Annotated in this window: 23 protein-coding genes; 2 read left to right on the top strand and 21 right to left on the bottom strand. The window is 58.7% G+C overall.

Annotated features, from left to right (window positions below; genetic code table 11):
• Positions 1-214: 214 nt before the first annotated feature.
• The 3 genes from dut to ACQRAJ_RS06190 are packed head-to-tail and all read right to left on the bottom strand — an operon-like array spanning position 215 to position 1,607.
• Positions 215-658: a dUTP diphosphatase gene (gene dut, locus ACQRAJ_RS06200; RefSeq protein WP_427748035.1), complete on the bottom strand. Its 444-nt coding sequence runs from the start codon at positions 656-658 to the stop codon at positions 215-217.
• Positions 659-662: 4 nt separating this feature from the next.
• On the bottom strand, positions 663-1,106 hold the full coding sequence (gene nrdR / locus ACQRAJ_RS06195) for a transcriptional regulator NrdR (protein WP_427717459.1): 444 nt from the start codon (positions 1,104-1,106) through the stop codon (positions 663-665).
• A gap of 51 nt (positions 1,107-1,157) precedes the next feature.
• A complete protein-coding gene (locus ACQRAJ_RS06190; protein ID WP_427717462.1) occupies positions 1,158-1,607 on the bottom strand; it encodes a LysM peptidoglycan-binding domain-containing protein in 450 nt (149 codons plus the stop codon).
• A gap of 162 nt (positions 1,608-1,769) precedes the next feature.
• On the opposite strand from ACQRAJ_RS06190, the gene lexA reads away from it, so the two are divergent.
• Together lexA and ACQRAJ_RS06180 are read left to right on the top strand one after the other, a co-directional pair.
• Positions 1,770-2,414 (top strand): transcriptional repressor LexA, encoded by a 645-nt coding sequence (gene lexA / locus ACQRAJ_RS06185; protein WP_427717464.1) that lies wholly within the window; start codon positions 1,770-1,772, stop codon positions 2,412-2,414.
• Positions 2,414-3,118, top strand: coding sequence for a heparan-alpha-glucosaminide N-acetyltransferase (locus ACQRAJ_RS06180; RefSeq protein WP_427748033.1), 705 nt, complete (start codon positions 2,414-2,416; stop codon positions 3,116-3,118). Before lexA ends, ACQRAJ_RS06180 begins: the two co-directional genes overlap by 1 nt.
• Here the strand turns inward: ACQRAJ_RS06180 and hflX are convergent.
• The 18 genes from hflX to recO form a co-directional block, all read right to left on the bottom strand.
• Positions 3,103-4,392: a GTPase HflX gene (gene hflX, locus ACQRAJ_RS06175; RefSeq protein ID WP_427748031.1), complete on the bottom strand. Its 1,290-nt coding sequence runs from the start codon at positions 4,390-4,392 to the stop codon at positions 3,103-3,105. The two genes, ACQRAJ_RS06180 and hflX, sit on opposite strands and share 16 nt — an antisense overlap.
• Entirely contained in the window at positions 4,392-5,330 is a 939-nt protein-coding gene (gene miaA, locus ACQRAJ_RS06170) for a tRNA (adenosine(37)-N6)-dimethylallyltransferase MiaA (RefSeq protein WP_427748030.1), read from the bottom strand. The genes hflX and miaA overlap by 1 nt, the downstream gene beginning before the upstream one ends.
• Positions 5,330-6,700, bottom strand: coding sequence for a tRNA (N6-isopentenyl adenosine(37)-C2)-methylthiotransferase MiaB (gene miaB, locus ACQRAJ_RS06165; protein ID WP_427748029.1), 1,371 nt, complete (start codon positions 6,698-6,700; stop codon positions 5,330-5,332). Before miaB ends, miaA begins: the two co-directional genes overlap by 1 nt.
• Before the next feature lie 64 nt (positions 6,701-6,764).
• Entirely contained in the window at positions 6,765-7,082 is a 318-nt protein-coding gene (locus ACQRAJ_RS06160) for a stage V sporulation protein S (RefSeq protein WP_118079896.1), read from the bottom strand.
• A gap of 74 nt (positions 7,083-7,156) precedes the next feature.
• Positions 7,157-8,242 (bottom strand): ATP-binding protein, encoded by a 1,086-nt coding sequence (locus ACQRAJ_RS06155; RefSeq protein ID WP_427748028.1) that lies wholly within the window; start codon positions 8,240-8,242, stop codon positions 7,157-7,159.
• 1 nt (position 8,243) lies between these two features.
• Entirely contained in the window at positions 8,244-9,797 is a 1,554-nt protein-coding gene (rny, locus tag ACQRAJ_RS06150; protein ID WP_427726813.1) for a ribonuclease Y, read from the bottom strand.
• A 257-nt stretch (positions 9,798-10,054) separates the two neighbouring features.
• On the bottom strand, positions 10,055-10,747 hold the full coding sequence (locus ACQRAJ_RS06145) for a regulatory protein RecX (RefSeq protein WP_427748027.1): 693 nt from the start codon (positions 10,745-10,747) through the stop codon (positions 10,055-10,057).
• Between the two features lie 11 nt (positions 10,748-10,758).
• Positions 10,759-11,907: a recombinase RecA gene (recA, locus tag ACQRAJ_RS06140; RefSeq protein WP_154516331.1), complete on the bottom strand. Its 1,149-nt coding sequence runs from the start codon at positions 11,905-11,907 to the stop codon at positions 10,759-10,761.
• Positions 11,908-12,164: 257 nt separating this feature from the next.
• Entirely contained in the window at positions 12,165-12,680 is a 516-nt protein-coding gene (locus ACQRAJ_RS06135) for a CinA family protein (RefSeq protein ID WP_427748026.1), read from the bottom strand.
• Positions 12,681-12,707: 27 nt separating this feature from the next.
• On the bottom strand, positions 12,708-13,256 hold the full coding sequence (gene pgsA / locus ACQRAJ_RS06130) for a CDP-diacylglycerol--glycerol-3-phosphate 3-phosphatidyltransferase (RefSeq protein WP_229770672.1): 549 nt from the start codon (positions 13,254-13,256) through the stop codon (positions 12,708-12,710).
• A 99-nt stretch (positions 13,257-13,355) separates the two neighbouring features.
• Positions 13,356-14,705, bottom strand: coding sequence for a 30S ribosomal protein S12 methylthiotransferase RimO (gene rimO / locus ACQRAJ_RS06125; RefSeq protein ID WP_427748025.1), 1,350 nt, complete (start codon positions 14,703-14,705; stop codon positions 13,356-13,358).
• A 26-nt stretch (positions 14,706-14,731) separates the two neighbouring features.
• Entirely contained in the window at positions 14,732-15,229 is a 498-nt protein-coding gene (locus tag ACQRAJ_RS06120; protein ID WP_118079877.1) for a YajQ family cyclic di-GMP-binding protein, read from the bottom strand.
• Positions 15,230-15,255: 26 nt separating this feature from the next.
• Positions 15,256-16,746 carry a RodZ domain-containing protein gene (locus tag ACQRAJ_RS06115; RefSeq protein ID WP_427748024.1) on the bottom strand — a complete coding sequence of 497 codons (1,491 nt, stop codon included), beginning with the start codon at positions 16,744-16,746 and terminating at the stop codon, positions 15,256-15,258.
• The gene (locus ACQRAJ_RS06110) at positions 16,746-19,526 is read right to left on the bottom strand and encodes a DNA translocase FtsK 4TM domain-containing protein (protein WP_427748023.1); all 2,781 of its coding nucleotides are present in this window, start codon (positions 19,524-19,526) and stop codon (positions 16,746-16,748) included. Before ACQRAJ_RS06110 ends, ACQRAJ_RS06115 begins: the two co-directional genes overlap by 1 nt.
• A 1-nt stretch (position 19,527) precedes the next feature.
• Complete coding sequence (locus ACQRAJ_RS06105) at positions 19,528-21,198, bottom strand: ribonuclease J (RefSeq protein WP_117654800.1); 1,671 nt, start codon at positions 21,196-21,198, stop codon at positions 19,528-19,530.
• Positions 21,199-21,850: 652 nt separating this feature from the next.
• Positions 21,851-24,097 carry a polyribonucleotide nucleotidyltransferase gene (locus ACQRAJ_RS06100; RefSeq protein ID WP_427748021.1) on the bottom strand — a complete coding sequence of 749 codons (2,247 nt, stop codon included), beginning with the start codon at positions 24,095-24,097 and terminating at the stop codon, positions 21,851-21,853.
• 150 nt (positions 24,098-24,247) lie between these two features.
• Positions 24,248-24,526, bottom strand: a complete 279-nt coding sequence (gene rpsO, locus ACQRAJ_RS06095) for a 30S ribosomal protein S15 (protein WP_154516313.1) — start codon at positions 24,524-24,526, stop codon at positions 24,248-24,250.
• A 138-nt stretch (positions 24,527-24,664) separates the two neighbouring features.
• Positions 24,665-25,414, bottom strand: coding sequence for a DNA repair protein RecO (recO, locus tag ACQRAJ_RS06090; RefSeq protein ID WP_427748019.1), 750 nt, complete (start codon positions 25,412-25,414; stop codon positions 24,665-24,667).
• Positions 25,415-25,442 lie beyond the last annotated feature (28 nt).

The following is a 25,442-nucleotide window of genomic DNA, read 5'->3' as shown; positions in this document are numbered from 1 at the left end:
CGACAAAGGAGAAACTCCCTTGTCGCACCGGCTTACAAATTGATTAATGCTATCAGCTTCCAGCGAAGAGGCACGGTAGTTACAAGCATACAAACGTAGCTCACCCGTGGGAGGGCCCTATATATCGTCCCACGCGCAGTTTCGCAGCGCAGCGAGAATGTTTGAGCATGGGATGATATATAGGGCCCTCCCACGGGTGAGCGGACGGAAGCAACTAGGCGACGCCGCTGGAGCCGAAGCCTCCGTTGCCTCGGTCCGTTTCGTCTAGTTCGTCTACCTCCACGAGATTGACCGTGGGAACTTCTTGGATGACGAGTTGAGCGATTCGGTCACCCTTGTTGATCTGGATTTCATTGGATGGATCCAGGTTGATAAGGATGACTTTGAGTTCTCCTCGGTAGTGGGCGTCGATGAGGCCAGGCGTGTTGACTATAGACAGACCCTGCTTAATAGCCAGGCCACTGCGAGGCTGAACGAAGCCAGCGTATCCATCGGGCAGCGCGATCGCAAGGCCAGTAGAGACCAAGCGTCGCTCGAAGGGCTTAAGGGTACAGTCCTCATTGGCACGGAGGTCCAAACCGGCATCTGAGGGATGGGCGTATTTGGGAAGGTCGATCGTAGGGTCGAGACGCTTAATGTTGACCGTAATGTTGGACATAAAATCACCTTAGCTTGTCGAGCTCTTGCAAAAACTCATCGATGTCTTTGAAATCGCGATAGACCGAGGCAAAGCGAATGTAGGCCACCTTGTCGATCTTGGCCAGGCGCTTAAGCACCATGTCGCCCAGGTCGTGGGACGTAACAGCCGTCAGCGTACGTGAACGCAGCTCCACCTCGATGTCATCGATGAGCTCATTGAGCTTTTTCGTGTCGATGTCGCGCTTAATCGTAGCGCGCATTAAGCCGACCAGCAGCTTATTGCGATCGAACCGCTGCCTTGACCCATCAGATTTGATGACCTCGATGGGGTCTTCGCATCGCTCGAATGTTGTGAAGCGATAGTTGCACGAACAACATTCACGACGGCGTTTAATGGTGTTATTAGATTCCTGCATACGGGAATCGACAACACGGGTATGTGCATTGCCGCATCTGGGACAGCGCATGGTACCTCCTCCAAAACGATAACAAGGGTACCATGTGCCGGAGCTTAAATCTTACGAACGCGCAGGAACTTTAAGAACGTCACCCGCATCGAGTGACCCATGCTCCAGATGATTGACACTGCGAATTATGTCAGAAGTCTCCTGCGTAGAAAGACCGTCAACGGAATGCTCCTGAGCAAGCGACCACAAGGAATCTCCGGACTGAACACGGACGGTCTCATAGGTAACGTTAGATGCCGACTCGGCATATGCGGCGTGACGAGCGCTGAAGATCGAGGTAGCAAGTACAAAGAAGAGCGTGAGCGCAACGGCCAGGGCGACAATCGTCGAGGCCTTCAGAGCAACGGGGGCCGAAGTCGTGGCGACGCACTGGCTGCGGACGGGCTTGCCAGGCAGTGTTTGAAAACCAGATCGGCCGCCTTTGACAACCGTGAAAGCCGGCGCCGCAGGCGTCTCGAGCTTAAGGGCGAGGTTTCCCTGGACCATATCCGTTGCATTCATCATGTTCTCCTCTCGCGTTTTTGACGAGAACTGTTTTATCAAGCCGCGAGGACAAAAAAGTCTAGCGCGGGAACGAGTGTTCGGTTATTATTATCTTCGAACAGTTGTTCCTGTCAAGCAAACATAGAACATTTGTTTGGGTTAGGTAGAGAGGAATCCCTGATGGCTCGCAAAATTACCAAGCGACAGCAGCAGATTTACGACTTCATCAAGGAGTATCAGCAGGAAAAGGGCTATCCGCCCAGCGTGCGTGAGATGGCTTCGGCTGTGGGTCTTTCCTCCCCTAGCACCGTACATGCACATCTCTCCGCACTGGAAGCACGCGGCCTGCTCAAACGTGACGCCACCAAGCCTCGTGCCCTAGAGCTCTTTGACGAGGACGGAGCCTCCGTCTCCATCTCAAAGTCCGATGAGCCCACGGCACCCCGCGGAACCGTATCGCTACCCCTCGTGGGCCGTGTCGCCGCAGGGATCCCCATCCTTGCCGAGCAGAATATCGAGGACACCTTTACCATCCCGACCGAGATCGCAACGGACCAGGGGTCTTTTATCCTCGAGGTCCACGGCAATTCGATGATTAACGTCGGTATCCTTAACGGCGACTATATCATCGTTCGCGAACAGAAGAGTGCCATGAATGGCGAGATCGTTGTGGCCATGATCGATGGCTCCGCAACGGTCAAAACGTTCTACAAGGAGCAGGGACGAGTTCGCTTGCAGCCCGAAAACGACACCATGGAGCCCATCTATGCGACAAATCCGACGATCCTGGGCAAGGTTGTTGGATTGATGCGCCGGTTCTCGTAATGCAAAACCGCATCACGGTCTTTGATACCATTCGCGGATTTACCATGCTGTCGATGGCAGGATTTCATGCTTGCTACGATCTTGCCTATCTTTATGGTTGGGATATGCCCTGGTTTACTCAGACCATCTTCCAAGACATCTGGCGTGCCAGCATCAGTTGGGTATTTTTGTTTATTGCCGGCTGGATGTGCACCCTCTCGCGCAACAACATCAAGCGTGCCGTCAAATATGCCGCTGCCGCTTTTGTTGTATGGGTCGCGACGACGCTCGTCTCAGTCGATGACTCGGTGAACTTCGGCATCATGTTCTGCATGGCGGCCTGCACCGCCATTGTCGCGCTCGCGCGTCCGGTGATCGTTAAAGTGCCGTCGGTATGGGGTATAGCAATTTGCCTCACACTTTTTACCCTTACCTGGAGCATTCCTAAAACGGTTTATCCTATCCCCTATTTAGCTTGGCTGGGTTTCCCAAGCCCAGACTTTGTCTCTGGTGATTACTATCCAGTCATACCATTCTTATTTATGTACCTTGCAGGCTTCTTTGCCGCCCACACGACTCAGGAAGCAAACTATGAGGCGCCGGGATGGGCCTATGCGAATCCCATCCCGGCGCTCGCAAGTCTCGGGCGCCATGCGCTGCCGTTCTACCTGCTTCATCAACCGGTTATCTTGGGTGTACTGGAGCTGATTTACTCTGTTCGATAACGCTCGAGACGCGGTGCGATACGGGCTGGAAGCTTTGCCACAATACGAACGCCGTCCTCGAGGTATTCCTCGTGCAGAAGGGTTCCCTGTTCGTGCACGAGCGTGATTAACGCACCCTCTCGATACGGGATATCGGCCGAGAGCAACACGTCCGTAGCGGCCGCCTCACGAGCGATGCGGTCGACTAAGTCATCAAGGCCCTCACCCGTCTGAGCCGAGAACAATACCGCCTCGGGATAGCGCCGGCGAAAGCTCAAGCGGTCGACGCTATCGAGCAGATCGATTTTATTGAACACGGTAAGCGTCAGGCGCTCACCGGCACCAATCTCGTCAAGGACACGATCAACCGCCTCAAGCTGACGCTCGTAATCCTCATCGGAAGCATCCACAACTTTAAGAACCAAATCGGCACCGAGCACCTCGGAAAGCGTAGATTTAAACGCATCGACCAGGCCATGGGGCAGCTTTTGAATAAAGCCAACGGTATCAGTGATCGTCATGCCACGGCCACCGGGTAAACGATACGAACGCGTCGTAGGATCGAGCGTGGCAAACAGCTTATCCTGCGAAAGTACCGTGGATCCCGTCAATCGATTAAGCAACGTCGACTTACCGGCATTGGTGTAGCCAGCCAACGCTACGCGAAACGCCGGCGATTCAATACGGCTTTTCGATTGCACATCACGACGTTGTTCAACCTGTTTCAATTCGCGTCGAAGCGCAGCGATCTTATCGCGAATCAGGCGACGGTCGACCTCGAGCTGGCTTTCGCCCTGGCCAAAACGCGATCCAATGCCGCCACGCGTCTGTTCCTTAGCAAGGTGGCTCCACATACCTCGCAGACGGGGCAGCAGATACTGCAACTGAGCCAGCTGCACCTGTAAGCGACCCTCACGCGTCTGAGCATGCAGGCCAAAGATATCCAAAATCAACGCCGTACGGTCAATAATCTTGACCGGTTCGCCCACGGCTTTCTCAAGATAGGACTGCTGTGAAGGAGTCAAGTCGTCGTCGAAGATTACAACATCCGCATCCATACGATGCACCAAACCGCATAGCTCCTCGACCTTACCGGAGCCGATAAACGATTTGGGATAGGGTTTGACCAGACGCTGAGACAAGCGTGCCACGCATTGGGCTCCAGCAGTGTGAGCCAAGCGCTCGAGCTCGTCGAGCGAACGGTCGAGCGGCCAGGCGTTATCGCGCCACTCAACACCAACCAAGACGGCACGCTCAGGTTCAGGCGCCGTGGGAACCAAGGGAAAACGTGCCATTAGGCAGCCTCGATACGACGGTAGATATCATCGACGACCTCATCGATTGTAAACTCATCCATATCGAACCACACGATGCGATCGTCACGCTTAAACCAGGAAAGTTGGCGCTTGGCATAGCGACGTGAGCGCATCTTAATAAGCTCGCGGGCCTCGTCCATGGTAATAACGCCTCGCAAGGCATCAATAATCTCTTTGTAACCGATTGCCTGCATCGACGTGAGTGCATCACCCAGGCCCTGGTCCATAAGGCCACGGACCTCATCAACCAGCCCCTGCTCAAACATAAGGTCGACACGCAGGTTAATGCGCTCATACAGCACTTCACGGCTACGCGTCAGACCAAACCACAAGGCATGATAGCGCTCATGCGGAACGCTGAATTTCGACTTCTGCTGGGCATACGACACACCGTCATCGTGCATCTCGAGCGCACGGATCACGCGGCGCACGTTATGAGGATGAATCACGGCAGCCGATTCCGGATCACGCTCGGCAAGCAGGGCATGCAAAGCTTTCTCGCCAATACGCTCGGCAAGCTCCTGATAACCCGTGCGACGTTCGTCCTCGAGCTCTCCCGAAGGAAAATCCATTTCATCGAGTGCAGCCTTAAGATACAAGCCCGTGCCGCCGCAAAAGACCGGAAGCCGTTGCTCACCAAGCAAGCGCTCGATATGCGCCCGGGCGTCAGACTGATAGAGTGCAGCAGAATACGCGACGCCCGGGTCCACGATATCGACAAGGCGCAGGGGCACCGAGCACTCCTCGGGCATCATCTTGGCCGTACCGATATCCATACCGCGATAGATTTGCATCGCGTCACACGATAACACTTCAGACGACAGACGAGAGGCCAGGCGGTCGGCAACATCACTCTTGCCGACCGCCGTCGGACCGACGATCGCTACGGCAGAAAGGTTTGTGCCGGGGGAAACCATTAGCGAGGCTCACCCACAACGGAGCCAGACAGATACCACGTCTTGGCGACATCCACATCGACGTCGACGATTTTGCCGATAAGCTGATCGATGTTATAGCCAGCGGGAATCGGCGCATGCACTGTCTGGTTCTTAGGACTTTTACCAAGAAGGACAGCGTCGTTTTTCTTGCTCGTGCCCTCAATAAGCGCAGGCACCACGGTGTGAAGCTCGCCCTGGTTATACTCGTATGCCGTCGTCTCGATAACCTTGACCAGACGGTTAAAGCGCTCAAGGATAACCTCATGCGGGGTGGGATCATAAATCTCAGCTGCCGGGGTACCGGCGCGCTTGGAGTAAATAAACGTGTAGGCCTGGGCATAGCGAACCGTCTCGGCAAGCGAGAGCGTCTGCTCAAAGTCTTCCTCGGTCTCGCCCGGGAAGCCCACGATGATGTCGGTCGAAAGCGCAATTTCGGGCATACGGTTACGAATGCGATCGACCAGGCCCAGATAATCCTCGCGCGTGTACCGACGATTCATCTCTTTAAGGATACGCGTGGAACCCGACTGAACGGCTAGGTGAAGCTGCGGCATAACGGCAGGTGTCTCGGCCATAGCATCGATGGTCTCGGGAAGCAAATCCTTGGGGTGCGAAGAAGTAAAGAAGATACGCTCGACGCCCGTATCACCCACGGCGCGCAGCAGGTCGGCAAAGCGCGGCTTGCCAAAGAGATCGCGACCGTAGGAGTTAACGTTTTGTCCCAGCAGCGTAATCTCGCGCACACCCTGACGCACCAGACCCGTCACCTCGTCGACAATCTCCTCGAAGGGGCGGCTCTTCTCGCGACCACGGACGTACGGCACGATGCAGTACGTGCAGAAGTTGTTGCAGCCCGTCATGATGGGCACCCATGCATGATACTGCGTCTCGCGATGCCACGGCATACTCATGGCGTCCGTATCTTCATGCTCATTCGTGCGGATATGGCGCTTGCCATCCATAAACGCCTCGGCGATAAGCTCCGCCACGTGCGCAATCGAATGCGTACCAAAAATAACGTTGACGTTATCGACGTTGGTGAGCAAGCCCTCGCCATCGCGCTGAGCGATGCAACCACCCACGGCGACCACACGCTTGCCCGAAGGAGAAGGAGGAAGACTCTTGCAGGAATTGCACTGACCGTACAGGCGCGTATCGGCAGCCTCGCGCACACAGCACGTCATGAATACGACAATATCGGCATGTTCCGGATCGAGCGCCATAAGACAACCATAGGAATCGAGCAAACCGCTCACGCGCTCGGAGTCGTGCTGATTCATCTGGCAGCCGAACGTGCGAATAAAATAGGTTTTACCGGCAAGAATATCGCGTACGAAACGCTGGTCCATGAGCTTACATCCTAACGATGATATCGACGGGGCACAAAGGTGCTACAAACGTGCGAAAACTCGCTTACGCAACAGGCTTAACGTCGTCCATGACGACATTGTCCATAGCAGCCCGATTAATCTGGTGAACGTAGATAGAGAGACGGATTGCCGTGCGAGACTCCCCGTTAATGAGGATGTCAGAGAACACCGGCGCACAAGAGACATCAAAGCCAGTCGGAATCAAAAAACCTCGCGCAATGGCAACGGCCTTTATGGCCTGGTTGACGGCGCCGGCACCGACGCACTGAATGTTGACGGGAACGCCATCTTTGACCATACCGGCAATGGCGCCGGCAACGGACGCGGGCGATGATTTGCTTGATACCTTCAGGCAATCCATGAAGAAACTCCTGCGTTTAAAAGTACGTTTTAACTGCAATAACTGTATCGTACCGAGCGGACTCGGTAAAGATGCTACTCCTCTTTGGCAAGGTCGAACGTCACGGTGATGCGATCACGTGAAACGCGAATCTTAGGGTCGCCGCACAGATTGAGGTAATACCGGGCGGCGAGGTCATTGAAGTCGCGCTCGACAGCACGCGAAAACTGCGCCATGTCATCCTTGGCAATGCGGAGGCCTCGACGGTCCTTGGCAAGATCGACTGGAGCCGGCAATTGCGTGGTGGAATCGCGCTCGCGCAGCAGACGCGCACACACGCCGCGAACGGGCTTAATCTGTCCCGAAAGAATACGGTGGGCAGTACGCTCGGACATCTCGAGACCCAGCCCGGAGCAAATCCGGATAAAGTCCTCGGCATCCGAAGCGAGACCTAAACGATCGATAACCGGAAGCTCACACTCGTCATCGATAAAGAGCAGGCGTGACGTATCGAGACGACTGGAAGCCTGGGCGTACAGGGTCGCCGCGATCTCGGACGGAGAGCCCAGATACACGTCGCAGTCGCGCAGCTCCTCAAGGGCAAACTCGCAGGCTGCGCGAATGATATTGTGAGGACCGCGAGCGCATACATAGCGGCCGTCTTCGCCTTTAACCGCCTGAGGCCAGCTCGACTGGTCGGTGCGCTCGCCTAAGCGATCGGTATCAACGCACACCTTAAACGCTGAGCCCAAATCGACGCCCGATGTAACAACGCGTGCCTCATCGGTGTTTTGCTTGATAGAGAACAGCGCCATACCACGACCGTGAACACCCCAACGGTCCATTTTCATGCTCTCGAGCTTGGATGTGACACGGGCATCGAAGATACGCTCCTGCATATCCTGCGGCACACCCGAACCGTTATCCAGGAAGAGGAGGGTACGAACACCCTCCTCCTTGGTCGTGGCTAGATAGACCTTATCGGCTCCGGCATCGCGAGCATTACGCAGCATCTCGATGACAATGTCCTCTACATGCTGAATGTCATGCTTGGCCTGACGGCGCTCGGCCTCCGAAACGCGGAGGCGGACATACCCCTCGCCAAGGTTTTCCTCGACGCGAAGGTTGCCCTCCCCCGACATCGACGCGATAAATGAGATGAGCTCGTTCGCGTCGTTCATGTTATTTAGCGATATCGACGGCACGGCTCTCGCGAATCACGACAACGCGCACCTGACCGGGATACTCCATCTCTTCCTCGATCTGATGGGCAATATCGTGCGCAAGCACCGTGGACTGGGCATCGGAAATCTTGTCCGGCTGAACCATGACATGGACCTCGCGACCGGCCTGCATAGCATAGGTACGCTCGACGCCGTCATGAGAGTTGGCAATCTCCTCGAGCTTCTCAAGGCGCTTGATGTAGCTCTCGGCCGACTCGCGACGGGCGCCGGGACGAGAAGCGGAAACAGCATCAGCAGCCTGGACCAGAACGTCGAGCACCGTGTTGGGGTCGACATCGGCATGATGGGCCTCGATTGCGTGGACGATAACGGGCTTCTCGCCATAACGGCGGGCAAGCTCGGCACCAATCACAGCATGCGGACCCTCAACGTCGTGATCGATGGCCTTGCCCAGGTCATGCAGAAGACCCGCGCGCTTGGCGGTCACAACATCCAGACCAAGCTCGGAGGCCATGATGCCGCACAGGTCGGAGACCTCAAGCGAGTGCTGTAGCACGTTCTGACCAAACGAGGTGCGGTAGCGCAGAGCGCCCAGGGTTTTGACGATCTCGGGATGCAGGTCGTGGATTCCGGTATCGAAGGCGGCCTGCTCGCCGGCTTCGAGCACACGCTGCTGAACCAAGTCAGCGGCCTTGTGGTACATCTCCTCGATGCGGGCGGGGTGAATACGACCGTCGGCAATAAGGTTCTCGAGCGCCACGCGGGCGGTCTCACGACGGACCGGATCAAAGCTCGAAAGCACGACAGTCTCGGGGGTGTCGTCGATCACAAGGTTGACGCCGGAAACCTGCTCGAAAGTACGGATGTTACGACCCTCGCGACCGATGATGCGGCCCTTAAGGTCATCGGAGGGAATATGAACGGACGTGACGGTGACCTCGGCGGTATGGTCGGCAGCACAGCGCTGGATCGCCAGGGAGAGAATCTCCTGAGCGGTCTTATGACACTCGGCGCGGACCTGTTGCTCGGACTCACGGATGATGGTGGCCGCCTCATGGGTAACCTCACCGCGGACCTTGTCGAGCAGCTCCTTGTGAGCATCCTCGCGCGTAAGGTCGGCAATACGCTCGAGCTCGGAGGTCTGCTTGGCGCAAAGCTCCTCAAGTTCGCGAGAGCGCTTCTCGACCTGACCGGCCTGGCTGGACAGCTGATGCTCGCGCTTATCGAGCGCATCGTTGCGTCGGTCGAGCGATTCCTCGCGCTGCATCACGCGATTTTCGAGCGCGCGAATCTCGCTCTTACGCTGCTTGTCCTCGGCCTCGGCGGCCTGTTTGTTCTTGATGATCTCTTCCTTAGCCTCGAGCAGAGCCTCTTTTTTGAGGGTCTCGGCCTGACGCTTAGCATCACCGATCAGGGACTCTGCCTGCGCGTGTGCCGACTGAATCTTTTCTTCGGCCTCGTGAAGACTACCCTGCTTGGCGGTGCGCATGTAGGCAATGGCGACGATGGCACCCAAAACAATGCCAACGAGCGCTGCAATGATAAGCGGCATGCTCACTCCTTTTTATGGATTCGTTACATAACAAAGCGAACCGTCCATACGAACGGCTCGCGACATTTGAGTAATATGGGCGCAGCTTATGCGGGTCGGATACAGATAAACATATAAACAAACTCATCGCAGATGAGCACATATCACAATGCAAATGACAGTAATTATCCTACGTTGAACCGCAACAACTGTCAAATCAACGCACCCAGCACGGCGCCTATCGAGCGGTGAACGGCAGGGGCGTAACGTGCGCATGCTTAAACGTCGCATTTCTCGCTTAAGGCATCAAGGCGCGCCTTAACGGCATCCGCGGCAATGTGATAGGAAAAGCCCTTGCCCATCAAAAATCTGACGAGCTTTTCGAATGCATGTGCCTCGGGAACGCGACGCTTAGCGAGCAAAGCCGATGCGCGAGCCAAGTCGTCATCCTCGGCAAAATAAGCCTCGGGATACCCTGGAATGTCATCAAGTGCAACATGGCGACGCTTGAGTTCAGTCTCGATTTTGCGCTGTCCCCAACCACGACGCTTACGCTCCTCGATAAAGTACGAGCAAAAGCGGTTCTCATCTAAAAAACGGTACTCGATGGCACGATTGACGGCAAAGTCAATCGCGGGCTGTCGAAAGCCATAGCGCGCCAACTTATCGCGCACCTCGCCTGTAGCATGATCGCGACGTGAAAGCATCTCGGTCACCATGGTAAGCGCACATTTGCATTCGATAAGCTGCACCGCCTCGCGAAAGTCATCCCAGTCGCAGGGAAGATCGAGACGGTTCTGAACGTACACACGTGCCACACGCACGGGAATCCAAATGGACCGTTCAAAACCGCCCTCCAGATCGCAATCGATATGTGCACAGGGCTTTTTAGACGCATAACCGCTCGAGAACGAGGAGGCCGTCTTCTTATCCGGAAAAACGACCCTAGCCTCGGTCACCGTATACGACATGTCGCCATCCGTTACTCGTCGTCATCGTCGAGCATCGCGGAGCCATCGATGGCATACAGCTCGTCAAACTCCTCGGGGGCAGGCTGATCGGTCAACTCAACCTCGGAGGGGGCATCATCGTCATACTCAAGACCGCAGGCAAGGCGAACCTTGTGCTCGATCTCGTCGGCGCAATCGGGATGCTCGCGCAGGAACGTCTTAGCGGCCTCGCGACCGTTGCCGAGTTTGTCCTCACCATAGGCAAACCAAGACCCCATCTTTTTGCATATGCCGCACTCGACAGCCATATCCAGAATCGAGCCCTCTTTAGAAATGCCGGTGCCATACATGATGTCAAATTCGGCCGAGCGGAACGGAGCAGCCACCTTGTTCTTAACGACCTTGGCACGTACGCGATTGCCGATAACCTCGTCCTTGAGCTTGATGGTATCGATTTTGCGAATATCGATACGCACGGAAGAGAAGAACTTGAGTGCGCGGCCGCCTGTGGTGGTCTCGGGGTTGCCGAACATGACGCCGATCTTCTCGCGCAATTGGTTAATGAATATGCAGGTTGTGTTGGACTTGGCAAGCGAGCCGGCGAGCTTGCGGAGCGCCTGACTCATCAAGCGAGCCTGCAGACCCACCGTCGTGTCACCGATCTCGCCCTCGATTTCTGCACGCGGAGTCAAAGCGGCAACAGAGTCGACGACGATGGCGTCGATGGCACCGGAACGCACAAGCATGTCAACGATCTCGAGCGCCTGTTCACCCGTATCGGGCTGGGAAATCAGCACCTCGTCGATATCGACGCCGATGCGCGCGGCGTAGGTGGGATCAAGCGCATGCTCAGCGTCGATAAAAGCCACGACACCGCCCATGGCCTGCGCCTCTGCAAGAATCTCGAGCGAAAGCGTTGTCTTACCGGAGGACTCGGGGCCATAAATCTCAACGATACGGCCGCGCGGCACGCCGCCGATACCCAAAGCGGCATCGAGCGCCAGAGAGCCCGTCGGAATAGCCTCGACCTCGAGCTCGGGACCGCCGTCGCCATACCTCATAATAGAACCCTGGCCGAACTTCTTCTCGATCTCGGCCTTGGTAGTGGCGATCATCTCGTCGCGCTCTTTACCCGTCGTGCGCGTATGAACGGTACGTACGGGACCTGAATTCTTGGCCATGAATAGCCCTCCTCTTAACAACCTGAATCGATGATAAACGAACGGCTGTTCGTGGTCAACCGTTCAGGTTCATCATATGCACCCGTCCATTCCAAAACCCGACCAAACGCCGACCAAACGCCGACCAAACGCTTGACCATGCCAATCGCAAATACGAGTGCTCGTACAAATTAAAGACATGTGCCAGCGCAAGCGCATTCCTTGCCTAAGGTCCCTATCTCCACAATTAAGGGGCCCTAAGGCCCCTTAAAACACGTCTATTCCATGGAAGTGAGCACGCGGACAATGCGTTCCAAAGCCTCAGCGACCGCATAGGCACGGACGCACGACCGATCACCCTCGTAGTGACAGCGCGCAGACTCAACGACCGTCGCTCCCCCATCGGCCGCGCGATACGCCCAGCCGATATAGAACGTGCCGGCGGGGTCTTGCCCGGTACCGCCGCCGGGCCCAGCGTAGCCCGTTGCGCTCACGGCGACATCGCTCTGATAGAGGTCCAGCGAGCCCGCGGCCATCTCACGCGCCGTCTGATGCGACACGGCGCTAAACCGATCGAGCGTTTCCTGCTCGACGCCGAGCACGCGATGTTTGATCTCATCGCAGTAGGTCACCGCACCGCCACGAAGCACCGCCGAGGCACCCGGGATATCGGCAATCGTCGAGGCGATCATGCCCGCCGTCAGCGACTCCGCCGTCGACACCGTCACGCCACGGGCACTCGCGCGCTCGACAATATCGCGCGCCAGCTCCTCGTTGTTTGCGGCGATCTGCAAATAAGACTCCGTCATACCCACCAGGACCTAGACCGAAAAGACGATCTTACGGCAGTTCCAGAAGTACTGGGCACCCGAGATAATGGTCAAAATGACGGCGATGACGTACAGGAAGCGCGACACCGAATAGACACCGAGCAGCAGCGACGCCGGCCCCAGCTGAAGACCGGCCATCGCAAAGACGCACAGATAGCCACAGATGGAGACCATCGTGGTCGCCGTCTTGTACTTGCCGAGCTTATCGGCGGCAACGACCACACCGGCAGCACTCGCGACCATGCGAAGTGCGCTCACCAACAGCTCGCGGAACAGGATAATGAACACGGACCACACGGTCACCGCGCCAAAATCCAAGAACAGCAGCAAGGCCGAGAACACCAGCAACTTGTCGGCGATGGGGTCCAAGAACTTGCCGAAATCGGTGATCTCGTTGCGTGAGCGCGCCAGATAGCCGTCGACCTTATCGGTGCACGACAGGATCACATACAGAATGAAGGCAGCGGCGGCGAGCGGGCCGTCGAAGGTGCTCCAGTCCGTACCGGCAACGCTCGCGTGAGACAGGGCCGAGACGATCATGAACACCGGAATAAAGACGATGCGCACGCACGTCACGATGTTGGCGGGCGTCCAAACGCTCGTCAGTTCCTTATTGCTCTCGTTTGCCACGACGCTCTCCTACTCCACAACATGGCCGATAAGCTCATAGCAGAAGCTATCGGTAAACTCGACGGTCAAAATATCGCCCACGGACGCCTCGCTGGCGTCCAGATGCACCGCGCCATCGGAATCGGGCGCCTGGAACCAGGCATGACCGATCAGCTCGGCGCCGTCCTCGGTCTCCTCGATACCGTCGACGATTACCTGGGCGCGCTCGCCCACATGGGCTGCCGTGGCGGCAAAACCCAGCGACTCGGCCAGATCCATGGCCTCCTGGGCGCGCTCGAGCTTGACCTCCTCATCGACCTGGCCCTCCATATTGGCGGCCAGGCTGCCCTCCTCCCGCGAGTAGGCAAAGACGCTCGTATAGTCAAAGCCGACGGTGTCCATAAAGTCGATAAGATCACGGAACTCGTCGTCGGTCTCGGTCGGAAAGCCGACCATGGCCGTGGAGCGAATCACGATGCCGGGGATACGATCACGAAGATCGCGGAACAGTTCCTCGAGCTCCTGACGCGAACCGGAGCGACGCATGGCCTTGAGGATGCGCGCGTCGCAGTGCTGCACGGGGATATCGATATAGGGCAATACCTCGGGCGTATCGCGAATCGTCTCGATAAGCTCGTCGGTCATGCCCTCGGGCTGCAGATAGAGCACGCGAACCCAGACGTTGTGCGGGCGTACAGCCTCGGCGACGGCGCGCAGCAGCTGCGCCAGATTGCGCGGTGAGGCCTCAGCGGCGTCCTCATCGGCAAAGTCGGTGCCCCAAATGCCCGTGTCCTGGCCGATCAGCACGATCTCGCGCACACCGCCGGCAACCAGGTCGCGCACCTCGGAGATAATGCTTTCGGCATTGCGCGAATGATAGCGACCGCGAATGTAGGGAATCATGCAGAAGCTGCAAAAACGATTGCAGCCATCGGAGATCTTGACGTAGGCGACAGCGCCCTCGACGGTACGCTTGACCTGCGGGATATAGGCAGCGATTTCACGCTCCACACCAAGAACGCCATCGATGACAGAGACGATACCGTCTTCCTCATCGGCCTTCACAAATGCCGCGACCTCGGGCAGCTCGTCGGGCAGGTCGTCGCCGTAACGAGACGGCACGCAACCGCACATGACAATGGGGCAGGAGCGAACGCCGTCCTGCACCTCGTTAGCGAGCTCGAGCGTGGTCTCGATGCTCTCAGACGTCGCCGAGGTAAGAAACGAGCACGTATTGACAATGGCGATATCGGCATCCTGAGGATCGAATGCCTCCTCGTAGCCCGCAGCGGCCAGCAGCGAACGCATGCGGTCGGTATCGACCTCGTTCTTGGCGCAGCCAAGCGTGATATAGAGTACGGAACCCAACGGAGTATCCATGTTGGAGAGCGGTCCTTTCGAGTAAATTAGCGGTAGTTGGTAAACTGCAGCGGCTGGCCGTAGTCCTGGTCGCGCAGGAACTGAATCACCGTCTGTAAAGCGTCCTTAGAAGCCGAGGAAACGCGCAGCTTATCGGCCTCGATGGTCACCTTGACCTTAAGCTTTTGATCCTTGATGTCTTTATTGATCTTCTTTGCGGTCGCCTGGTCGATGCCCTCGACGATATGACCGAGCACGCGCACGGTACCGCCCGAAGCCGCCTGCGGGGCGTCCCAAGAGACAGCCTTGAGGTCGATACCGCGCTTGATGAGCTTGGAGCTCAAAACATCGATGATCTGCTTGGAGACAAAATCGGCCGGAGCGTTAATCGTAAAGAGCTTGTCGCCCTTCGAAAGCTCGATGGTGGCGCCGGAGTCTTTAAGGTCATAGCGCTGGGAAATCTCGCGGGCGGTCTGCTGGAAGGCGTTATCGACCTCCTGCATGTTAACCTCGGACACAACGTCAAAGCTGGAATCTTTAGCCATGGTTCTTCCTTTCGGTACGGGGAGCCTTAGTAGCTGTCGTACGAATAGTCATCTGAATCGTTCACTGTCTGGCCGTCGGATGCCGTGTCGGTGCCGACGGTAGACTGGACATCGGTGCCGTCGGCATTATCGGTACCGCCGGCATTATCGCCGTTCGCGGAGTCGGCGGTCTCCTTCTTGGGAACGGTAATGGTCACGCGCGCCACACCCGATGTCTTGGTGTCATAGCGAACCTTTTCACCATTCTTGGTGACCGTGACATCGGAGGGCTTGGACGTGGTGATCTCAATCGAGGACTCGGGCGTGTACTCCTGCTCAAAAGGACCGGTCGCTTGAGCGCCATAGACCGATTTACCGTCGACCTTGACCTCGATCCAGGCGGTCTTGCCCTTGGCAACAGAGACCTTGACCTTGGTGACCTCGTCCTCTTCCGTTTTGACCGTCGCCTTGGCGGCATCGGAACTGGCCGCATCCGTCGCCTCGTCGGCGTCTTCATCCTCGTCAGTGGGTTCGGTCTTCTTGGAAGATTTCTTAGTCGTCGTCTTGGTAGCCACGGGTGTCTCGGGCGTCGACTCGGGTGCAGCAGAGCCGCAACCACGCAGGAGTACCACGATGAGCAAAATCAACAGTAGCACCACGGCACCGATGCCGACGTAAATAATGCGCGGATCGATCGTGTTGTATTGAGAGGCGCGCCCAACGCCGCGTCCGCGATTGGAGCTACCACGACCATTACCCTGCGGTATGCGGCCGCGACCGCTATCGGGACGACCACGATAGCTACTCTGGCGCTGCGAACCCCGCCGGCCCGGACGCGGCGCAAGCTCGCCACGGCCCTGATAGCCGCGCTGGCCAGAGCGAGGCACCGAAGAGCGCTGCCCATAGGGCTGGGATTGCGAACGGAGGCGCGGCGTCACCTGCGTGGTATCGGCGTCGGAATAGCCATCGCGGGAACGCCCGGCGGGTACTCCGCGATAGCTACGACCGGAGTATCCACCGTCGCCGTAACCGACGCGAGGATCGCGACTCAACCCGCGAGCGGCGGGAAGCGCACGGTCATCTGGCAGGGGCGTACTGCGAAAACGATCTCGCTGAGAACGAATTTCCTCGCTGGAGCCCGTCTCGGTGATATAGCCCGCCTGCGGAGGGCGCTGGCCGTACCGTGTCGTACGACCACCCTGAACCATCAAAAAACGACCGTTATCGACCGAAGAACGCGAGTTAACGTAGCCGGCAGCATCCTGAAAACGACCGCCCTGCTGCGAGGTATCGCGTTCATATGCCATGAGGTCGTCAAAATAAGCGTTGACGACCTCGCGCGGGTTAAGCCCCAAAAAGCGAGCGTAGCTCGAAATCATGCCCTGCGCATAGCCACGCGGGGGCATCGATGCAAAGTTACCAGTCTCGAAAAACTCGATGATCTGCGGCCTGATTTTGATGGTGTTGGCGACCTGCTGGATGGAAAGGCCCATCCGGCGACGCTGCTCGAGCAGCATGTCACCAAAGCGTGCAGCCATCAGAATCCTCCAAACTCACGATCTTCACGTACCATCTCGGCGTCGACAGACTCCAGCGCGGCAAGCCCTTCGTCATCCAGCAGGACCTCGCGCGGCTTGGAACCGTCGGGCGGGCCGACGACGCCCTTTTCTTCCAGCATGTCCATAATACGCCCGGCGCGCGCATAGCCAACCTTGAGGCGGCGTTGCAGGCCAGATGTGGAGCCCAGCTGCGATTCCACCACAATATGGGCGGCCTCCCAGATAAGCGGGTCGTCATCCTGCGGCTCGGCAACGCCCGTGCGAACAATGCCGCCACCAGCCATGGACATGGAAGCAGGCGCCACGGCAGACAGAATCTCCTCGTGATAGTCGGGCTCGCTTTGCGACTTAACGAACTCAACGATCTCGTTGATCTCATCATCCGAGACAAAACAGCCCTGGATACGGCGGGGCTTGCCCCAGTCGACCTTGGAGAACAGCATGTCGCCCAAACCGGTGAGCTTTTCGGCGCCCATCTGGTCGATAATGACGCGGGAATCGATGCCCGTGGCCACGTTAAAGGCGATACGATTGGTGATGTTGGCCTTAATGAGGCCCGTCACCACGTTGGAGCTGGGGCGCTGCGTAGCCACGATAAGGTGAATACCGGCGGCACGGCCCAGCTGGGCGATACGAACGATCGAGGCCTCGACATCCTTGCCGGCAACCATCATCAGGTCCGATAGCTCGTCGATGATAATGACCAGATAGGGCATCTTTTGCGGCGGGTTATCGTAGTGTTCGAACTCGCCGGCGGCCTGCTTTTCGTTATACGTCGAGATCTTGCGAACGTTGAGGCGCTCGAAGACCTTCAGGCGACGCTCCATCTCGGAAACAGCCCATTGCAAGGCACTCGCAGCCTGCTTGGGTTCGGTCACCACGGGCACATAGAGATGGGGCAGGCCGTTATAGCCGGCAAGCTCAACGCGCTTGGGGTCGACCATGATCAAGCGAACGTCCTCGGGAAGCGCGCGCATGAGCAGGGTCGTGATGATGGAGTTGATCATGACCGACTTACCCGAACCGGTGGTACCGGCAATAAGCAGGTGGGGCATCTTGGCGAGGTCGGCGACGACGGGCGTACCCTCGGCATCGCGGCCGATAGCCAGCTCGAGCGGACCGCCCTTCACATAGGGAAGCACGTCGCCCAGGTTAACGTTCTGGCGCTTGCGATTGGGAATCTCGATACCCACAAGCGAGGTGCCGGGAATCGGCGCAAAGATACGCACCGACTGGGCGGCAAGCGAAAGCGCGATATCGTCCTCGAGGCTCGAAATCTTGCTCACGCGCTCGCCCTCGCCGGGCTGCAGCTTAAAGGTCGTCACCGTGGGACCGGCAATCCAGCCGACGACGCGAGCGCTACGGCCAAACTCCAACAACGTGGACTGCAGTGACTCGGCAGTCTGCTCCAACTCCTTGTCAGAAGACGCGGCGGACGCCGACTGCGGATTGGCGTGCAGGATTTCGAGCGGCGGGAGTTTGAGGCCATCCTCTTGCTCGCCCTCGGCATCGGCAGCAGTGCCGTCAGCTCCCCCATCGCCGGCTGCAACAGGAGCAGCGGAAGCCGTAGGGGTGGAGGCATCGGCAACCTTAGGGTGCTTCAGGAAATCGGGGATCTGCGGGGCAGCAGACACGGGGTTCACGGCAAACGGCGGCTCGGACTCGTCGACCTTGTCCGGGTCGTCTTCCATCGAAAGCTGTCCGGTGACCTGTCCGCGCCTGTCTTGGCGACGCGGCAGCAAAGTTGTCTTGGCGGTCTCGAGCGGACACTCGTCATCCTCGTCATCGCCCGCGGTGAGTTCGATTTCGCTATCGGACCAAGACGGGTCGGGCTCACTCGTGTTGAGCTTGGGCGCGGACTTGCCATGCTTGACATGGCGACGCGGCAGCAGCGTAGTCTTGGCGCGCTCGGCCTCCACAGCCTCGGACACGTCGACAAACGGATCATCGTCCTCGTCGTCATCGTCCAAAACCGGGGCCGCATCATTGCCCATGACCGTGGTCACGGCCATATCGGAGCCCTTCTGACGAAGAATGCTCAGGTGCGGACGGGCGACGCCGGGAACCGACAGGGCCTCTTCGTCGCCCCACGGGCTCGCATTGACATCGGCACGACGACGCTCGGCGAAATTGGCAGCGCGATCGCGCGCAGAGCGCAAAACGCCACCCACCGAAAAGCCGATGATGACAAAGCCAACGACGGCCAAACCCACCAGGACCACCATCGCGATAGGCTTACCCAGGGCATTCTGCAGCGCACTCGCAATAAACGCACCGATGTAGCCACCCGAAGCGGATAGGTTTTGCGGCACAAACATGAGGTCGCACGAATCGCTCGTGCCCGGCACCATCAACGAAAGAATGGAGACGACGGCGATAAAGACAACGGCGCCACCCGCGACCGAGCGAATGTTGAGCGGCGAGTCCTCACCCAAAAAGAGCGTAGCGGCAAAAAGAAGGATGACGATTGGCAACACGTAGGCGCCCAGGCCAAAGCCAAGATGGTAGAAACCGGCAACCACTGCCGTCACGGGTGCCGTTGCCGGAGAAATCACGGCAATGAAAGACGCAATCGCCAAAACGGCAATAACCACGCCGGCGATATCGCGGTTGGCCGAAGGCTCGACCAGGGGCCCAACATCGTCGAACTCGGCCTCGTGGCCCTTATTGGCACGAAGATGGGAACCGGCACCCTTAGCAGATGCCGGTTGGTTGTTGGCTTTATTGCCTTTGGCGTTTTGTGCAGATCCGCGCGCCAAACTAAACCTCCATGACGACCGGAATGATCATCGGACGGGTGCGCGTACGGCTCCAAATGAAGTTGGAGAGCGAATCGCGCACGGCCTTGCGAATGGCATCGGAGCCGCTGCTCGTAAAGCTAAACTTGCCCTTCTCAATCGTCTTCATGATGGATGCGGAGGCATCCTCGGAGAACTGATCGTCGATGGCAAAGGAAACGCCACGGCCCGAGAACTCAATAGCCTCGATCTTCTTATGCTTGAGCGAAACGATGGCGACGGCTGTGACCATACCGTCATTGGCGAGCTTCTGACGATCGCGCAGGACGATGGGGTCGGTATCACCGATGCGCAGGCCGTCGACGTAGACGACGCCGGACTCGACGGGCGTGCCGCGCTTGACAATACCACCGCGCATCTCGAGCGTGTCGCCGTTATCGAGGATAAAGATGTGATCATCCTTAATACCCATCTTACGGGCAAGCTGGGCATGGGCACGCAGGTGCACGGCCTCGCCGTGAACCGGCATAAAATAGGTGGGCTTGGCCATGGCCATCAGAAGCTTGAGCTCCTCCTGGCTGCCGTGACCCGAGACATGGACGAGGGCACGGTTCTTGTCCCACACGTCGCAGCCAAGCTTGGCCAGGCTGTTGACGACCTGCTGGACGGCCTTCTCGTTGCCGGGAACAGGGGTCGCCGAGAGGATGACGGTATCGCCCTCGTGGATGGAGAGCGTCTTGTGCTCGCCGTTGGCCATGCGGGACAGCGCCGACAGCGGCTCGCCCTGAGAGCCGGTGCACATGACGACAATCTTGTCGTCAGGCAGGTTATCGATATCGAAGGCATCGATGATATCGGCATCGTCGATGTTGAGGTAGCCCAGCTCGCGCGCCACGCGGGTGTTGGTGAGCATGGAACGTCCGGTCACGACGACCTTGCGGCCGCACTTGCGGGCGGCGTCGCAAATCTGCTGCAGGCGATGGATATGGCTCGAGAACGACGCGACGAACACGCGGCCCGGGGCATTCTTGATGGCGTGCAGCAAGTTGGGGCCGACTTCGGCCTCGGACTTGGTAAAGCCCGGAACCGTGGCGTTGGTGGAGTCGGAAAGCAACAGGTCGATGCCCTGCTTGGCAAAGCGACTGATAGCGGCATAATCGGGCGTGACGCCATCGATGGGCGTCTGGTCGAGCTTAAAGTCGCCCGTGTGCATAACGGTACCCTGGTTGGTGCGAATGAATACGCCCAAAGCGCCCGGAATTGAGTGCGTCATAGAGAAGAAGTCGAGCGAAATGCCACCAAGATTGACATGGCTACCGCCCTTGACCTCGCGGAACTTGGGCGCGCGGATGCGGAACTCGGAAAGCTTGCCCTCGATGAAACCAAGCGTCAGCTTGCTCGAGAAGATGGGCACCTTGTTGTTGAGGTCCTGCAGCAGGTACGGAAGCGAACCGGTATGGTCCTCGTGGCCGTGGGTGACGATGATGCCGCGGAGCTTCTCCTCGTTCTCGAGAACATAGGTGTAGTCGGGAAGCACCAAATCGATACCGGGCTGGGAGTCGTCGGGGAACATAAGGCCGGCGTCGACGAGCACCATGTCGTCGCCGCACTCGAAGACCGTCATATTCTTGCCGATGCCGTCAAGGCCTCCGAGCGGAATGATCTTCAAGGGAGATGATTTTTTAGCTGCCATAGGTTCGTGCGGTTTCCTTTCTTCGAAACGGGTCTGGAACAACCGACGGGGCGCTTCTGGCAAACCGACCGCCGGGAACGTACAAACATGCATCACGGAGTCGATGCAGTAACCGCATTATGATACCCATTTGCCCACCAACAGACCACCCATGCATCAAAGCCCCATCCAAACCGGTCTATCCCGCCGGTCTGGGGCCACCGGGGGCCGGGGCGGGTTAAGTTTGCTGCTCTACAGTCCTGCGCAAGACGGAAAGCACATTAAGTGCTTTCCTTTGCGTGCGGAACTCGCGACAAACTTAACCCGCCCCGGCCCCCGATGGCCCCAGACCTGCCAAAAAGGGACAGGTTTATTTTGGTCGGTTTTATCTGGGGTAATGCCGCACATGCGATTATCTAAAGATCTGAATTCAGATAACTGAATAGACTATCTGACAAAATCGAAGCCCGCACCCACCAGCCCTTTTGCTATTCCCGGCGGGGGCCGCGGGTAAAGTTTATCGCGAGTTCCGCACGAGCCGGAGAGCACTTAATGTGCTCTCCGTGCGAGCAGGACTGTAGAGCAGGAAACTTTACCCGCGGACCCCGCCGGGAATAGTAAAAGGGCGACCCCTGTCCGGAGTCGCCCTTGTTGAGCTGCTTATGTACGGCTGTTACTCGGCGTCGTGGTGACGGCGGGGCTTGCGGCCTCCGTTGTCGCCGGGACGGCGCGGACGGTCGCTGCGCTCGGAGCGCTCGCGACGCGGACGCTCACGGCGCTGGAAGTGCTCACCGTCGTCCTCGGAGGCACCCTCGGCACGAGCCGGAGCCTCGGGCTTATCCAGACGATCGAGCGAGATCTTGCCGCGATCGTCGACCTCGATGACGACGACCTTAACCTCGTCGCCCACGTTGAGGACGTCCTCGACCTTCTCCACGCGGCCCTTGGCGACGCGGGAGATGTGCAGCAGGCCGTCCTTACCGGGCAGCAGGTTGACAAAGGCGCCGAAGGGCTGGATGGAGACCACGCGACCGGTGTACTCCTCGCCCGGCTCGGGAACCTTGATGATGAGCTTGATGCGCTCGACAGCCTGGTCGACGGACTCGCCGGTGCCGCCGACAAAGACAGTGCCGTCCTCCTGGATGTCGACCAAAGCACCGGTCTCGTCTTGGATGCCGCGGATGACCTTGCCGCCGGAACCGATGACGTCGCGGATCTTGTCGGTCGGAACCTGGATGGAGACGATGCGCGGAGCGGTGCTGCGCGTGGTGTGGCGCGGCTCGGGGATCACATCGAGCATCTTCTGCAGGATGAAGGCGCGACCCTCCTTGGCCTGCTGCAGGGCGCGGGCCAGGATGTCAAAGGTAAGGCCGGTGGCCTTGTTGTCCATCTGCAGAGCGGTAATGCCCTCGGTGGTGCCGGTGACCTTAAAGTCCATATCGCCCAGGAAGTCCTCGAGACCCTGGATATCGGACAGGACCACGGTCTTGCCCTCCTCCTGGATCAGGCCCATGGCGATACCGGAGACCGGGCGCTTAATGGGCACGCCGCCGTCCATAAGGGCGAGCGTGGAGCCGCAGGTCGAAGCCATCGAAGAGGAGCCGTTGGACTCCATGACCTCGGAGACCACGCGGATGGCGTAGGGGAACTCGTTCTCGTCGGGGAGCACCGGAAGCAGGGCGCGCTCGGCCAGGTTGCCGTGGCCGATCTCGCGGCGCTTGGGGCTACCCATGCGGCCGGTCTCGCCGGTGCAGAACGGCGGGAAGTTGTAGTGGTGCATGTAGCGCTTGCCCTCGGTGGGCTCGATGGTATCCAGACGCTGGCCCTCGTTGAGCATGCCGAGCGACAGGACGGAGAGCACCTGGGTCTGGCCGCGCTGGAACAGGCCGGAGCCATGAACGAGCGGCAGGTAGTTGTCCTTCACCATAATGGGGCGAATCTCATCGGCGGCACGGCCGTCGACGCGCTCACCGGTCTCGACGACCATGGTGCGCATGGCCTTCTTCTCGAGCTTCTTGAGTGCCACGGGGATCTCGCGCTCCCAAGCGGCCTGCTCCTCCTCGGTGAACTCGGCACGGATGGACTCCTTCAGAGCCTCGACCTTGCCGATACGGGACAGCTTGTCGGCGTCGCGAAGGGCGGCTGCCATCTCGTCGTAGTGGGCGAAGATGCGCTCCTGGACCTCCTCGACGGGCTGGTCGAGCGGGTACTCCTTCTTGACGATAGCGCCGTTGACCTGCTCCCACTCGGCAACGAACTCGTCCTGAGCCTGGCAGAAGGCAGCGAGGGCCTCCTGGCCAAACTTCATGGCGGCGAGCATATCGTCCTCGGAGATCTCATCGGCGCCGGCCTCGACCATCGAGATGAAGTCGGCAGAGCCGCCCAGCTCCAGGTCCAGATCGGAGTTCTCGCGCTCCTCATAGGTGGGGTTGACGATAAACTCGCCGGTCTCCACGTTGCGGCCGATGCGCACGCACGCAAGAGGACCCTCGAAGGGCACGCCGCCGAGCGTCATGGCCAGGGAGGCACCCATGACGTTGATGACGTCGAAGGGGTTGACCTGGTCGGCGACGAGCGAGGTGGCGACGATGTGCACCTCGTTGCGGAAGCCGTCCGGGAAGCTCGGGCGAATAGGACGGTCGATCATGCGGGCCGTGAGCGTGGCCTTCTCGCTGGGACGGCCCTCGCGCTTGAGGTAGCCACCCGGAATACGGCCGGCAGCGTACATCTTCTCGTTGAAGTCGACGGTCAGCGGAAAGAAGTCGTAGTTCTTGCGCTCCTTGGAGACGACCACGGTGTCGAGCATCGTGGTGTCGCCCTGCTTGACCAGACAGGCGCCGGTGGCCTGCTTGGCAAGCTCGCCCGACTCAAAGGTGTAGGTCTTGCCGTACAGCTCAAAGGTCTTGGATACGAGTGTCATTGTTCTCCTTTACCCCGCAGGCCCCTTGCCTGCGGGCTTCTCATGTGACGCGGGCCCCCTGCCCCCGCCACGCTTCAGAGCGTGATTGTTCACGCCCTTACACAAAAAGAGCGCCCCGCTGCGCAGGACGCTCTTAGCATGTACAAATCCTTACTGGATGTTGTCGCGGATGCCCAGAGCCTTGATGAGCTCACGATACTCGACGACGTCGTTCTTCTTGATGTAGGAGAGAAGACGACGACGGCGACCGACGAGCATGAGCAGACCACGACGGGTGTGGAAGTCCTTCTGGTGGGACTTCATGTGCTCGGTCAGCTCCTTGATGCGCTCGGTCAGGATGGCGACCTGAACCTTGGGGTTGCCGGTGTCGACCGGGGTGTTACCGAACTGGGCAGTCAGCTCCGCCTTGCGCTCTTTGGAAACAGTCATTGTTTCACCTTTCGTTTCGCGTCGCCCGCGGGCGACTCTATTCGCCTCGGACTGGGAAGCCGCCGGTGGAGCGAGCATCCAAGGTCGAGGTACCAACAGGTCGGTATGTTACCACAAGCGGACCGCGTATGCCCATCATCACCGACCCAACATGAATTCCATCGCGCGAAGACGCTGATCGGTGTGCGTCGCAGCCCAAACATGCGAAAGCCCCAGCAAAAAGGCGGCAGTATGGGGATCGACCCTCTCGGCCATGAGCGCATCGAAGGTCATGGACATGAGGGCGCGCAGCCATGCGACCTCGCCGGTCGACACCAGCTCGGCACCCGGAACGCTCGACGCGCACGACCCGCACATGAGCCCGCCCGCCTGGGGCGAAAAATACGACAGCATGGGGTCTCCGCACAGTACGCAGGCCGAAAAATCGGGTCGATAGCCAACGTGCGACAGCAGCTTAAATACATATGCCGCCACAAGCAGGTCCATATGTGCCGTGTCGAGCCTGCTGCCCACCAGGGCAAGTGCTCGCTGCGTAATGGCAAAGGTAAACGGGTCCTCGGCGTCCTCGAACGAGCACACGCGCGCGACCTCGGCGATCGCGCTTGCGGAGCAGGTCGTCTCGTAATCGGGCGCGGCGCCGAGCGGCGCCTCCATAAGCTCGGCCTGGGAAACCACGTCGAGCGACCGTCCGTGCGCGAGCAGCATATCGACGGTACAGAACAGCTCGCAGCGCGCCGCCAGGCGCCCGCCGGGTTTGCGCGCGCCCTTTGCCACGGCACGGACCTGCCGGCCACGCTCATCAAGCATCGTCAAGATCAGATCGGTCTCCTTGAGCTTGGTCTTATCGAGGACGAGTACCTTTGTGCGATATGTCCGTGAGCCTGCCATGAGCGCCGCGCGCCCTTAGTCCTCGGCG

The sequence above is a fragment of the Collinsella sp. SGI.184 genome, from assembly GCF_050313415.1.
Classification (GTDB): Bacteria; Actinomycetota; Coriobacteriia; order Coriobacteriales; family Coriobacteriaceae; genus Collinsella.
This window is presented reverse-complemented; position numbering and strand designations above follow the sequence as displayed.